Source organism: Dyella sp. (assembly GCF_036568765.1).
Classification (GTDB): Bacteria; Pseudomonadota; Gammaproteobacteria; order Xanthomonadales; family Rhodanobacteraceae; genus GSA-30.
In genome coordinates this window covers 1-12844 of sequence record NZ_DATCRY010000221.1, presented here as the reverse complement: position 1 = coordinate 12844, position 12844 = coordinate 1, and the positions used below count along the sequence as shown (strand labels likewise).

The following is a 12844-nucleotide window of genomic DNA, read 5'->3' as shown; positions in this document are numbered from 1 at the left end:
GTCCCGGCACCGCCGCACCCGCGCCGCCGTCACCGCAGACGGCGCCGAAGACCACATCCGTGCCACCGCGTTCCGCTTGAACGCGCGGCATATCACTGAATAAGCGTTTGGAAGGAGGGGTCCATGACGTGTAAGCATTCGAGTTTCTATCGGCAGCCATCGTCGCGCCTTGGCGCGTGTGTGCTGTCGCTGGCCATTGGCATCGTCGTGACCGCCGGCGGGGAGGCCAGAGCTGACGATGCCAACAAACAAGCAGCGGATAACGGCAACCAGGTTGCCGCGTCGGCAGAGCATCCCGGCTATCTTTTCGACTGGCGCGATGTAGGTCGTTCGTTCGGCGAGCGGCTTGCCGATCATGGCGTGTATTTGCACGGCTTCTACCAGCAGGCGTACATGAACGTCGTGGACGGAGGCAACAAACGCAAGGGCAATTATCTGGGCCTCGGTTTCTGGGGTTTCGACATCGATACCGACAAGGCCTTCGGGCTGAAGGGCGGCCTGTTCGATTTCACGCTGTCCAACCAGGCGGGTGCGACCGCGACGGCGGGGACCAGTACGGGCTCGCAGACGCAGGTACCGTGGGGTTTTGGCGATGAAATACGGCTGGTGGATTTCTACTACGACCAGAGCATCGCGCATGGGCGCGTGCACGTGACCGTCGGGCGTATGAACCAGCTCTCCAATCTGCCCGGATTATCGCCAGGCTTCCATGTCATGCCGTGGCTATGCACATTCTGGAGCAACTCCTGCGGTACGCCACACGCATACAACTTCAATGCCAGCCATCCGGGCTATCAAGTGGGTACCTGGGGTGGCGTCATCACCGTGCATCCGGCGCCGTCCTGGTACATCAAGGCGGGCGCGATAGAAAACTCGCCCAACGAGAACATTTCGCGCGAGCATCGGGGCTGGCCGGGCCGCGACTGGGGCCTGGACGAAGCGCACGGCGCCTTCATACCTGTGCAAGTCGGCTACATCACCACGCCGGCGACATCGCTTTATCCGACCAACGTGCACATCGGCGGCTATTACGACACGGCGCGTTATACCGACAAGTTCTATTCGACGACCGGCTTGCCACTGGCATCACATCCGGGTGCGCCGCAAACGCACACCAAGGCGACTGGCCTGTTCGCAGGACTGACCCAGACAATCTTGCGCTTCAGCGATAACCCCAAGAGCACACGCGGTCTGGCACTCATCGCCTCTGCCGACCGTGACATCACCGGTTATGGTGACGATCGCGAGCAGTTCGAGGCAGGTTTCCTGCTGACCGGACCGTTCGCTTCGCGTGCGGCCGACTCGTTGAATTTCCTGATGACATACCAGACCTTCGATGCGCGCCTGCGAGCCGCGCGCCATGCCCTCGCTGCCGCGCACGGCATCGACTATACGATGAAGCCGCAAACCGGCATGGAGTTGAACTACGGCTTTGCGGTGGCGCCGGGCGTGGTGGTTTATCCCTATGCGCAGTATGTATGGCACCCGGATCAGCTACCGCTGGCTATTCCCAATCCGCACAATACTCACGCGACTGTGTTGGGTGTACGCATCACCACCAGCTTCCATGCGCTACTGGGGCTACCGCAGCCGGAGGGATGATGAGGGGAGCGCTCGATCCCCCTGGCTTCCTGCCAGGGGGCAAGCGCTAAGCTGCAGCATCCTTCGACCACTTGCGCAACACATGGTCCAACACCTGCGGATCCACATCCGCGCGGTTGGCCAGGCTCGCGCCGATGCGCTGGAAGTGCTCGATACCCCCAACCATCCATTGACGCAGCCAATCCGGCACGCCTTCCAGATCGCCCTCCTTCGCGACGGCCTTGCGCGCTTCGATCGCCGCGATCCACCCGCGTTCTTCGTCGCTCACCCAGGGCGCCGCTACCAGTTCGGCAAATCGAGTGGGCGGCTGTGTCCGCGCCTGCTCGATCCAGCGGCAGCCAAGTATCGGGCGCAGGAAATAAAACAGCTTCTTGATGCGTACCTGCTCGCTGCCCAGGTAGTCGGCATAGGTCCCGCGCGCCATGCTGAGATAGTGATACAACGCCCGAGCCGGCTGGAAGCATGCTTCGTTGACCGCACGGATGTCGGCAGCGAACGCCTCGTCTTGCCGATAGACGATGGGCGAACCGAACCACTCGTTGAAAGCCAAATTGCACTTGGACGATAAACGGAGCGCTTTACGCAAATCCCAACCGCTGACATCCAGGTCGCCTGGCAGCATACGCTCGATCACATCTCGCTGTTCGAACACGCTTACATACCAATCGCGTGGATGTGCGTAAACAAACCGCACATCGTAGTCGCTATCCGGCGAAGCGAAGCCCCAGGCCCGGCTCCCGGATTCCGCCGCATAGAGCACGCGAACGCCGCACTCGTGCTCGACCGTGTCGATAGCAGCTTGAATGGCTTCCATCATGCGCAGCGCGCCTCCCATTGTCCGCTCACTTGTTGTAGCAGCCGATCGGCCGCCGCGGTATCGATGACAGCGGGCAAATCACGGTGCCCAGGTAACCGTTCGCAGCGCGCGATGATGTCGGTCGCCATAGCCATGATCTGGTCGTAGGTAAACCGACCTTGTCGAATCGACATCAGCAACGCCAGCGGCTCGCCGCTGAAACGCACGATTGGCTCACCGCGCAGCAGGATCGATTCGCCTGAAAGCAACAAGCGTACGGTGTGCATCAAGTTCTTGGCATCGTAGTCCAGTTCACCGGCCTCCTGCTGGCGCCAGCGTGCTTCATTGCGCTCGCGGCGCCACGTCCAGTAGTTCTGATGATCCGCTACCGCCTGTTTCCAGGCATGCTCGTTGTAAAACAGCAGGCCGGCAAAGCGTGGAACCTCATCTTCCTGCGGTATGGATTCGCAAACCAGCATGTCTTCGCGAAATACGCCGCGCGCATCCGTGCCGTAACGATAAAGGCGATAAGCGTCACGCGCGTGCTCCAGCCGCGAAGCGTGATAGTCGGCCAGGTTCCAGCCCAGGCTCTTTAGCGATTGGGGTCGGCTAGGCGGCGCGTCGTCGCCCAGCAGGCGCTCGCGCGGCACGATGTAACAAAAATCCTCTTTGGCGGGTGGCCGCTCGGGCTGCGGCTGGTTGATCCACTTGTTTTGTCCGCGAGCCTTCTTGATCTGGCTGATCGCATAACCCAGATGCGTTTGCACGCATTGGCGCGAGATGAACAAGTGACGCTGCGCGATCAGCGCATGCATCTCCGGGGAGCTGGCACGCACGCAGTCGGCCGGCATGAACAGCAGCTCCAGTACATTGGGGTTCGCGTTAGCCAGGAGCTCGACAGTGCGACGCAGGCTGTAGTAAACGATGTCGTTGCGTTCATCGGCCACCTGGCTCGAAGGCGCGTTCAATCCCAGATAAGCGCGACTGGACAGGGCGAAGACGCCACGCAGATCGCGATCGCTCTCGGGCGTATGGGTGCCATAGGCGTGGCTGCCGCTGACGCACTCGAACAGCAGCGCGGGTGTGTCATGCGCGAGCAGGCTGTCGAGAGTGACCATGGCGGGGTCCTGACTAGAAGCGATCAGGCATTAGGCCACAGCCAGAACGCGATGACGAGCGCGCGGGTCGGCATTGAAGAGCTCCTCTCCCTGGATCTGCCGAGGAGAGGAGAAATGCGCCTCGGAGCTTATAGTGCGCTGTCTTTCGCGACGAGCTTCAGTGGCACTGCCGTGCTTTTCTGGACACCCTGCCCATCGAGCAGCTTCCGCGCGGTCTCTATGCCGAGGCGGCCGATTTCCGCAGGCTGCTGCGCTACGGTTGCTTCCAGCTGGCCTTGTTTCACCGCCTCGATCGCATCCGGCGTGCCGTCGAACGAAACGACGACGACCGGGCCGTGCTTGCTACCGCTCAGCGCGCGCAAAGCACCGAGCGCCATCTCGTCGTTCTGCGCGAAAATAGCGTTGGCATTCGGGTGCGCTTGCAACAGGTTCTCGGTCACGGACAGGCCTTGCGCGCGATCGAAGTTGGCCGGTTGCTGTGCGACGATCTTCAACCCGAGCTTTTCGGCTTCGTCGTTGAAGCCGTTGCCGCGGTCGCGGGCGGCGGATGTGCCGGGCACGCCCACCAGTTCGATTACATTGCCCTTGCCATTGAGGCGCCGCGCCAGGAACTGCGCTGCCATGGCGCCACCGGCGACATTGTCCGAAGCGATATGCGAGGCAACCTGGGCTCCGTTGACTACGCGGTCCAGCGTGATCACCGGAACATGCGCACGGTTGGCCGATTGCACGGCTCCGGTCAACGCAGACGAATCCGTCGGATTGAGCAGGATGGCACTGACTTTCTTCTGAATCAGATCCTCCACGCCGGAGATCTGCCGCGCGGGATCGTCTTGCGCGTCGACCACGACCAGCTGGAGCCCCGCATCGGCGGCTGCCTTCTGTGCGCCATCTTTGAGTTCGACGAAGAACGGGTTGTTCTGCGTGGAAATTGCCAGCCCGATGGTCCTGGCGCTGCCCGCGGCGGCGGCCGGTGCGCCCGATTCCCCAGGTCCTTGCTGGCTGCAGGCGGTGGCGAAGACGGCGAGAGTGGCGATGGCGATGAGCCGTGGTGTACGCATGATGTTTGCTCCTTGCATAAAAGACCGGGTTACTTGCGTCGATCGAGCAGTACGGCAATAAGAATGACCGCACCCTTCACTACCTGCTGATAGAAGGACGACACCCCTACGAGGTTCAGGCCGTTGTTGAGAAACCCGATCAGCAGTGCGCCGATCAAGGTGCCGAACAACCAGCCGCGGCCGCCCGAGAGGCTGGTGCCACCAAGCACGACGGCAGCAATGGCATCGAGTTCGTAACCGACGCCAGCCGTCGCCTGCGCCGAGTACAGGCGCGACGTCAGGACGATGCCGGCAAAGGCGGAAAGCAGTCCCGATAAACCGTAGACAGCCAGTTTGATCGACGGCACGCGCACACCGGAGAGGCGCGCGGCTTCTTCGTTGCCGCCGATGGCGACGACATGCCGGCCCAGGACCGTGCCGCGCAACAGAAAGCCGCTTATCGCGAAAAGCGCGAACATCCAGATCACCGGGATCGGAACCAGATGGGCCACATAGCCGTCGCCGAGCAAGGCAAAGCCCGGGTTCTCGACGCCGATGGGTCGGCCTTGCGTATAGGAAAGCGTCAAGCCGCGCACCAGCGTCATCATGCCCAGGGTGGCGATGAAGGGCGCCACGCGTCCCCACGAGACCAATGCGCCATTGACCAGGCCTAGCAATAAGCCCGTACCCAGGCCCGCGGCGATCGCCAGGCCCATGCCGTGGCCGGCCGCCATCGTGTCCGCGGTGACCGCACCTGCCAGCGCAAGCAATGCGCCGACCGAGAGATCGATGCCGCCGGTGAGGATCACGAAGGTCATGCCGAACGCGATCAATGCATTGATCGATACCTGGCGCAGTACGGTAAGCAAATTGCCGGCGATGAGGAAGTCCGGACTCAGGATGCTCAATACAACAAACAGGAGCAGCAGCCCGATCGCAGGCCCCATGCGCTGCAACACGCTCAGGCTGCGCTGCAGGCTAAGCGACGATTTGGGAGTGCGTAGAAAGGCTTCAGTCATCACTGTGTTCCAGAGAAAAGTCGAGGGTCATGGCATAGCGTGTGTACGCTGAAAAAACGACGGACACGATCAACGCCCCCCTGTCGCCGCGTGCATCAGCTGTTCCTGGGTCGCACCGTCCGCTTCCAGCAACGCGGTCGCCCTCCCCTCGTGCATCACCAGGATGCGATCGCTCATGGCCAGGACTTCCGGTAGTTCGGAGGAGATCATGACGATCGCTACGCCACGCTCGGCCAGCTTGTTGACGATGTGGTAGATCTCGGCCTTGCCGCCGATGTCCACGCCGCGCGTAGGTTCGTCCAGCAGCAGCACCTTGGGTTCGAGCGCCAGCCATTTGGCCAGGACCGTTTTTTGCTGGTTGCCGCCAGACAGCGCGCGTACGTGCAACTCCATGTCGCGCGCACGGATATGCAGCTGTTCGATCAGTTCGCGCGATCGCGTACGTTCGGCACGTCGATCGATCAGTCCCAGGTGTGCGGGCACGCGCGGCAGGCTGATGTTTTCGCGCAGGCTCAGATCCAGCACCAGCCCTTCGCCCTTGCGGTCTTCGGTCACGAACCCCATGCCCGCGGCGATCGCCTGTATCGGTGTGCGTAACTGCAATGGCTTGCCGTCGAGCATGACGGTGCCTGCCTTCGGTTTGCTCAAGCCGAACAGCAGCCGCGCCAGTTCGGTACGACCGGCGCCCATCAGGCCCGCAATGCCAAGCACTTCGCCAGCGCGCACGTCGAAGTCGATATCGCGGACATGGGCATCGCTAAGACCTTTGACGGCCAGGCGCACCGAACCGGGCACGGCATTGCGCTTGGGGAAGCGTGCATCGAGCGTACGCCCGACCATCATGCGCACGACTTCATCCAGCTCCAGTCCAGCGATGTCGCGTACGCCGACGAACTGCCCGTCACGTAACACCGACAAGCGATCGCACAAAGCAAAGATCTCTTCCATGCGATGAGAAACGTAAACGATGCCTGTGCCGTTCTGTCGCAGCTCGCGGATCAGCGCGAATAGCGTGGCGGTTTCCCGCTCGGTCAGCGCTGCGGTGGGCTCGTCCATGATCAGCACGCGCGCCTCCAGTGCGAGTGCCTTGGCGATTTCCACCATCTGCTGTTGACCGACCGAGAGTGTTTCAACCTTCGCCTCGGGCGATAACGTGTGCATGCCTATGCGGGCTAGCCACTGACGCGCTTTGGCGCGCATGGCGCCATGTTGCAGTACGCCGAAACGGCGCAGTTCGCGACCGAGGAACAGGTTCTCCGCTACCGTGAGGTTGGCGATCAGATTCAGTTCCTGATGGATGATGGCAATGCCATAACGTTCGGCGTCGGCAGGCGAGGCAATGACCGCCGGCTGGCCACCCACGCGAATCTCGCCTGCATCGGGCCTGTGTTGCCCGGTAAGAATCTTCATCAGGGTCGATTTGCCTGCGCCGTTCTCGCCCATCAGCGCGTGCACCTCGCCGGCACGCAGTTCGAAATCGACGCCCCGTAACACGGGCACTGGCCCGAAGGCTTTATGCATGCCGTGCATGCTGACCAGGGTACTGCTCATGATGACTTGTTCTAGGAGGGCGTGCCCGCACGCGGGCCGACGTTGGCATAAGGCGAGATTTCGCCGGTTCGTATCGCCGGATGGGCGGCATGGCGATCGGCCGATTCGATCGGACCGATTCGCTCAGGTGTGCAGCAAGCCGTCGCGACTCACGCAGGCTTTCCGAGAAAGGCGTCGAGCTCGGCGCGCGTAGGCATGCCTCCGCGTGCGCCCAGGCGGGTGACCGATAGTGCGCCTGCGGCACAGGCCTTGCGCACGGCAGAGGCCACATCTTCGTTGAGAAATACCGCCAGCGCGGCATTGAACGTGTCGCCCGCACCGGTACTGTCGACGGCGTCGACCTTGAAACCGCTCTGCTGCACCAACTCGCCACCGTCGCGGTACCAGGCACCTTCGGCGCCACGCGTCATTACGATGGGGCAGGGTATACGGCGTATGAGTTCGCGCGGATCCTCGCTGGCGTCGGCGCCGAGCAGGATCGCCAGTTCGTGCTCGTTCGGCGTGACAAAGCGCGCCAGCTCGAGCCATTCCGGCGGCAGCGGTTGCGCCGGGGCAGGATTGAGAATCACCGGCTTGCCCAGTTTGGAGCCCAGCCGCAGCGTGGCCTCCACGGTTTCCAGCGGCGACTCCAATTGCACCAGGACGGCATCGGCGCGGGCAATGGCGTCGGTCGCGCGCTCCACGTGGGCAGGCGTCAGACGCGCATTGGCGCCCGGCACGATCACGATGGCATTTTCGCCACCGGCCACGGTGATCGAGGCGGTGCCGCTGCCGCAATCGTCGATGCGATGGAGATGATCGAGCGCGACACCTTCGCGTGCCAGCCCTTCGTACAACTGTGCGCCGAAAGCATCGTCGCCTATCGCGCCGACCATGGCGACCTCGGCGCCGAGGCGTGCGGCGGCCACTGCCTGATTGGCGCCCTTGCCACCTTGTAAGGTCACGAAGCGCTCGCCGAGCAACGTCTCGCCCGGAGCCGCGAAGCGCGGCGCGAGCGTAACCAGATCCATGTTGATGCTGCCAACCACGACGACTCGGGTCATTGTGGGGGTCCTTCCACGACTGCAAGACCTTACAGCATACGCGATCTTGGACTTACAGACAGCGAGTGAAAGGGGCCAGGCGGCTGCGGCACAATGCCGCCCGGCCCGATCGATGTCTTACTGACCATCCGATGGCGAGGATTGACCATCCTTCTTGGCGTCGCGGCGCTGCATCATTTTTTCGCGCATATCGGCCCAACGCTGACGTTGCTGGTCGGTGAGCACAGCGTTGACACTCTGCTGGGTAGTCTGCATCAGTGCCAACAACTTGCTGCGTTTGTCGGCAGGTTTCAGGCTGCTGTCGCCGCGAATGGCTTGGACCTGTTGCTGGCGCTGGGTCAGGATCGCGCCGATCTTGCTCTGCTGATCGGCGGTCAGTTGCAGGCGCTTGCTCAGTCGCGCCAGTTGTTCTTGCGGATCCATGCGCTGACCGTGCTCTGCGGCGGCCGGCGCGGTGGTATCCGACGCGTTTTGCTGGGCCAGTGCCGGTAGCGCGGCAAGGCCGAAAACCAGGGAGAAAGAGGCAAGCATCAGGCGCTTCATCGTCCGGTCCTTTGGTTGGGAATATCTGTCGGCTGAACGCGGCGGTCAGCACGGCGTTGACGTGCTCTGGGTTGAAAGCCGTGCGGCAGCCCCGAAAATCTAGGTTTCCATCACGGTCCGCCCAAGCATTCATCAGCACACCGAGGATTATCCATGATCGAGCTTTACTACTGGCCGACGCCCAATGGCCACAAGGTCACCTTGTTCCTTGAAGAAACCGGCCTGCCCTATGCCATCAAGCCGGTCAACATCGGTAGAGGCGATCAGTTCGAGCCCGCTTTCCTGGCTATCTCGCCGAACAACCGCATGCCGGCGATCGTCGATACCGAGCCCAAGGACGGTCAGGGCCCGCTTAGCGTGTTCGAGTCCGGTGCCATCCTGCAGTACCTGGCCGACAAGACCGGCAAGTTCCTGCCCACGAATGCACGAGCACGCTATGCGGTGCTGGAGTGGGTCTACTGGCAGGTGGGCGGACTGGGCCCGATGCTGGGTCAGAACCATCACTTCAACCGCTATGCGGCGGAAAAGATTCCCTACGCCATCGACCGTTACGTCAACGAGACGCGCCGCCTTTACGGTGTGCTGGATAAACGCCTGGATGGCCGCCAGTTCATTGCCGGCGACGATTACACCATTGCCGATATGGCCGCCTATCCGTGGATCGTGCCGCATGAAGCGCAGGGTATGGATCTGGCCGATTTTCCGCACCTGAAGGCCTGGTACGACCGCATTGCGGCGCGGCCGGCCACACTGCGGGCCTACGCGGCTGGCGAGCCGCTGCGCAGCCAGCAGCTCGACCTCAGCAAGGACGAGGAAGCCCGCAAGGTGCTGTTCGGCCAGGGCGCCAAGGCATTGGGTTGACCACGGCGTGCGCATGAATAGCTGGTATTGCGTCACACAACCGGTTCTAATTCTTGACGGTTTTGTGTCGGCGTTTTCCGGGATGTCTTCATGCGCACTTTTCTGTTTGCAGCCCTCATGACGGTAGCTGTGCCCGCCATGGCTGAAAAATTGACGATCGAGCGGATCTTCGATGGCGGCAGCCTTGCCGGTCCCGCACCGCGTGGCCTGCAGATTTCGCCGGACGGCACGCGAGTGACCTTCCTGCGTGCCAAGCCGGACGACCAGAATCAGCTGGACCTGTGGGAATACCGGCTCAAGGACAACAGCACCCATCTGCTGGTCGATTCCAAGAAGCTCGAGCCGCAGGGCGAGCACCTTTCCGACGCGGAAAAAGCACGTCGCGAACGCGCGCGTACCGCCGGCATGCACGGCATCCTGAGCTACCAGTGGTCGCCGGATGGCAAACAGTTGCTGTTTCCCATCGGTGGCAAGCTCTACCTGTACGACGTCGGTAGCGACAAGCCGGTGCCACGCCAGCTCGATACGGGAGGCGATGTTCTCGATCCGCGTATTTCGCCCAAAGGCCGCTACGTTTCCTACGTCCGCGACCAGAACCTGTGGGCGATCGAACTGGCGACCGGTACGGTGCGCCAGCTGACGCACGATGGTGGCGGCGCCGTACACAACGGTGAAGCCGAGTTCGTCGCGCAGGAAGAAATGGAGCGCAGCGAGGGTTATTGGTGGGCACCGGACGATAGCCAGATCGCTTTCGAACGTTATGACGAATCGAAAGTGCCGACGATCAAGCGCACCGAAGTCTATGCCGACCGTACCGACGTCATCGAGCAGCGCTATCCGGCGGCTGGCGATCCGAATGTGCAGGTCAAGCTTGGGCTTGTGGCGCCAGCCGGCGGACAGGCACGCTGGATCGACCTGGGTACGGATCAGGATATCTATCTCACCCGTGTGAAGTGGCTGCCCGATGGCAAGCACGTGAGCTACCAATGGATGCCGCGCAGCCAGCAGAAGCTCGAACTGCGCCTGGTCGACGCCAAGACGCTGACCCAGCATACGCTGGTGACCGAAACCAGCCAGACCTGGATCAATCTCAACAACGACCTGAGCTTCCTCAAGGATGGCAAGAGCTTCCTGTGGGGCAGTGAGCGCAGCGGCTACCACCACCTCTATCTCTACGGAATCGACGGTCAGCTTAAGCATCCGGTGAGCCAGGGCGAATGGCAGATCGATGGCGTGCTTGCCGTGGACGAAAAAGCGGGCAAGGTCTACGTCAGTTCCAATCGCGACTTTGTCCCCGATCGCCAGGTCTATGCGCTAAAGCTCGATGGCAGCACTGCCAATGCGCCGCAGCGGGTCAGCCAGGGTAGCGGCACTCACCAGGCCGAATTCGCGCATGACGGTGCGTTCTATCTGGATACGTACTCCAACGCCCAGACGCCCCCACAGGTGAGCGTGCGCAAACCCGATGGCAGTTTGATCAGCTGGATCGAACAGAATCCGCTCGATGAGAAGCACCCGTTCTGGCCTTATCGCGACAGCCTGATCAAACCCGAATTCGGCACCCTCAAGAGTGCCGACGGGCAGGTGCTCTACTACCGCGTGTACAAGCCGGCAGATTTCGATCCCGCCAAGAAGTATCCGGTGTTCGATACTTATTACGGCGGCCCGCATGCGCAGCTGGTGGTGGATAGCTGGGGCGATTACTTCAATCAGTACATGGCCAACCAGGGCTTTGTCGTTTTCACCCTGGACAATCGCGGCATGGCGCGCCGTGGCCGCAAGTTCGAGGATCCGATCTACCAGCAGCTCGGCGCGGCGGAAGTCGAAGACCAGCTCGCCGGCATCCACTGGCTTAAATCGCAGCCCTGGGTCGATGGCAGGCGCATCGGTGTATTCGGCTGGAGCTATGGCGGCTATATGACCACCATGATGCTCAGCAAGGCGTCGAACGAACTGGCGGGCGGCGTTGCCGTCGCGCCCGTGACCGATTGGCGCTTGTATGACACGTTCTACACCGAGCGCTACCTGGGTCGGCCGCAGGATAACGATGCAGGTTACACACGCAGCTCCCCGTTCGCCTGGCTGGACGGCCTGACGTCCAAGCTCTACCTCGTGCACGGCATGGCCGACGACAACGTACTGTTCGTCAATTCGACGCGACTGATGTCCGAGCTGCAGAAGCGCGGTACGCAGTTCGACTTCATGGCCTATCCCGGCGCCAAGCATGGCTTGAACCTGCCGGGGCAGCGCGCGCATGTGTACCACCTGATCGAGGATTTCTTTCAGGAGCAGGTGAAGGGGGCCGGGAATACCCATCCTTGAGGCAAGATGGCTTCCTTACCCCATCGTCTTCCTCGGCGAAGCCGGGGAAAGGAAGCGGCCTGCGCTGGTACGAAGTACTGAGGCTCGCCTCGGTCAAGCTCTCTCTCCCCTGCCTTCGCCGGGGGTGGGGGTGAGGGGTAGCCCTGCCTCAGTTCCACCTTCTTACCGCGGCGGCTTCCCCACGACCTGCCGCACATCGTTCCAGATCTGCTCGATCTTCTTCTGCCGTTTCGGCTGGGTCGAACAACGCGGAATGATGGTGTACTCGCCCTTGGCGAACAGCGTGAGATCTTCGTTGCCGCCGCCTATCGGATTGGGACAAGGCGGGTTGTCGGCCAGCTTGTCGAACGCACCGTCCTTGCGCAGCGTCGCATACAGAGCGTCGTAGTCGGCAGCATCGAGCTGCCCAGTGCTGTCCTTGTCTCCCTCGTTGCTGGCCCAATGCACCGTCTTCGTGCCTTTGGCATCGATCTCGACGGAATACTTCCACCACATCGCCGTCGAAATCGACGGACTGCTCTTGGCGTACTTCAAGGAGAAATCGTCGGGCCGCTGATGGCGATGCATGACGCTGCCGCAGCCGGCAGCCAGGACGGCCATACCGACCAGCGCGGTGGCGCGAATCGATGGAATGAACATGCACGCGCGCTCCCACAAATAGTCTCTGGCGATCATAACAACGCATCTGCCGGATGGGTTTGCGATCTATGTCACCGGTATGAACTTGCGATTTTCACGCAAGCTTGACTACAGGCTCCGAGTCGTGAATCGTATCGACGCTTGCAGCCATCGCATATGGCCATGCAAACGCGACTCACGAGGGGAAGCGATACGATGAGCAGGATAAGGAAATTTGCGTTGTGCTCGGCAGTGGCGATGCTGCTGCCGACGCTGGTATCGGCCGCCGATTGGACGCCCTATTGGGCGGCCGGCGCGCACGGCTTTGCCG

The 12844-nt window shown here is 61.9% G+C and carries 11 protein-coding genes; 3 read left to right on the top strand and 8 right to left on the bottom strand.

Annotated features, from left to right (window positions below):
• Positions 1-123 precede the first annotated feature (123 nt).
• Positions 124-1602 (top strand): carbohydrate porin, encoded by a 1479-nt coding sequence (locus VIM98_RS15325; protein ID WP_331993976.1) that lies wholly within the window; start codon positions 124-126, stop codon positions 1600-1602.
• A 46-nt stretch (positions 1603-1648) separates the two neighbouring features.
• Here the strand turns inward: VIM98_RS15325 and VIM98_RS15320 are convergent, their stop codons facing one another.
• The 7 genes from VIM98_RS15320 to VIM98_RS15290 form a co-directional block, all read right to left on the bottom strand.
• Complete coding sequence (locus tag VIM98_RS15320) at positions 1649-2419, bottom strand: nucleotidyltransferase domain-containing protein (protein ID WP_331993975.1); 771 nt, start codon at positions 2417-2419, stop codon at positions 1649-1651.
• On the bottom strand, positions 2416-3516 hold the full coding sequence (locus VIM98_RS15315; protein WP_331993974.1) for a DNA polymerase beta superfamily protein: 1101 nt from the start codon (positions 3514-3516) through the stop codon (positions 2416-2418). Before VIM98_RS15315 ends, VIM98_RS15320 begins: the two co-directional genes overlap by 4 nt.
• A gap of 128 nt (positions 3517-3644) precedes the next feature.
• Entirely contained in the window at positions 3645-4577 is a 933-nt protein-coding gene (gene rbsB / locus VIM98_RS15310) for a ribose ABC transporter substrate-binding protein RbsB (protein ID WP_331993973.1), read from the bottom strand.
• A gap of 29 nt (positions 4578-4606) precedes the next feature.
• Complete coding sequence (locus VIM98_RS15305; protein ID WP_331993972.1) at positions 4607-5575, bottom strand: ABC transporter permease subunit; 969 nt, start codon at positions 5573-5575, stop codon at positions 4607-4609.
• 69 nt (positions 5576-5644) lie between these two features.
• Positions 5645-7126, bottom strand: a complete 1482-nt coding sequence (locus VIM98_RS15300; RefSeq protein WP_331993971.1) for a sugar ABC transporter ATP-binding protein — start codon at positions 7124-7126, stop codon at positions 5645-5647.
• A 149-nt stretch (positions 7127-7275) separates the two neighbouring features.
• Positions 7276-8169, bottom strand: a complete 894-nt coding sequence (gene rbsK / locus VIM98_RS15295) for a ribokinase (RefSeq protein WP_331993970.1) — start codon at positions 8167-8169, stop codon at positions 7276-7278.
• A 117-nt stretch (positions 8170-8286) separates the two neighbouring features.
• A complete protein-coding gene (locus tag VIM98_RS15290; protein WP_331993969.1) occupies positions 8287-8712 on the bottom strand; it encodes a hypothetical protein in 426 nt (141 codons plus the stop codon).
• A 153-nt stretch (positions 8713-8865) separates the two neighbouring features.
• Between VIM98_RS15290 and VIM98_RS15285 the strand changes: the two genes are divergently transcribed.
• Together VIM98_RS15285 and VIM98_RS15280 are read left to right on the top strand one after the other, a co-directional pair.
• On the top strand, positions 8866-9573 hold the full coding sequence (locus VIM98_RS15285) for a glutathione binding-like protein (RefSeq protein ID WP_331993968.1): 708 nt from the start codon (positions 8866-8868) through the stop codon (positions 9571-9573).
• Positions 9574-9663: 90 nt separating this feature from the next.
• Positions 9664-11895 carry a S9 family peptidase gene (locus VIM98_RS15280; protein ID WP_331993967.1) on the top strand — a complete coding sequence of 744 codons (2232 nt, stop codon included), beginning with the start codon at positions 9664-9666 and terminating at the stop codon, positions 11893-11895.
• Positions 11896-12057: 162 nt separating this feature from the next.
• On the opposite strand, the gene VIM98_RS15275 is transcribed toward VIM98_RS15280, so the two are convergent.
• Positions 12058-12534: a hypothetical protein gene (locus tag VIM98_RS15275; protein ID WP_331993966.1), complete on the bottom strand. Its 477-nt coding sequence runs from the start codon at positions 12532-12534 to the stop codon at positions 12058-12060.
• Positions 12535-12844: the final 310 nt, after the last annotated feature.

Bases quoted from the DNA above. Each gene is read 5' to 3' on its own strand.
- VIM98_RS15325 (WP_331993976.1), top strand. From the start codon at position 124: ATGACGTGTAAGCATTCGAGTTTCTATCGGCAGCCATCGTCGCGCCTT.
- VIM98_RS15320 (WP_331993975.1), bottom strand. From the start codon at position 2,419: ATGATGGAAGCCATTCAAGCTGCTATCGACACGGTCGAGCACGAGTGC.
- VIM98_RS15315 (WP_331993974.1), bottom strand. From the start codon at position 3,516: ATGGTCACTCTCGACAGCCTGCTCGCGCATGACACACCCGCGCTGCTG.
- rbsB (WP_331993973.1), bottom strand. From the start codon at position 4,577: ATGCGTACACCACGGCTCATCGCCATCGCCACTCTCGCCGTCTTCGCC.
- VIM98_RS15305 (WP_331993972.1), bottom strand. From the start codon at position 5,575: ATGACTGAAGCCTTTCTACGCACTCCCAAATCGTCGCTTAGCCTGCAG.
- VIM98_RS15300 (WP_331993971.1), bottom strand. From the start codon at position 7,126: ATGAGCAGTACCCTGGTCAGCATGCACGGCATGCATAAAGCCTTCGGG.
- rbsK (WP_331993970.1), bottom strand. From the start codon at position 8,169: ATGACCCGAGTCGTCGTGGTTGGCAGCATCAACATGGATCTGGTTACG.
- VIM98_RS15290 (WP_331993969.1), bottom strand. From the start codon at position 8,712: ATGAAGCGCCTGATGCTTGCCTCTTTCTCCCTGGTTTTCGGCCTTGCC.
- VIM98_RS15285 (WP_331993968.1), top strand. From the start codon at position 8,866: ATGATCGAGCTTTACTACTGGCCGACGCCCAATGGCCACAAGGTCACC.
- VIM98_RS15280 (WP_331993967.1), top strand. From the start codon at position 9,664: ATGCGCACTTTTCTGTTTGCAGCCCTCATGACGGTAGCTGTGCCCGCC.
- VIM98_RS15275 (WP_331993966.1), bottom strand. From the start codon at position 12,534: ATGTTCATTCCATCGATTCGCGCCACCGCGCTGGTCGGTATGGCCGTC.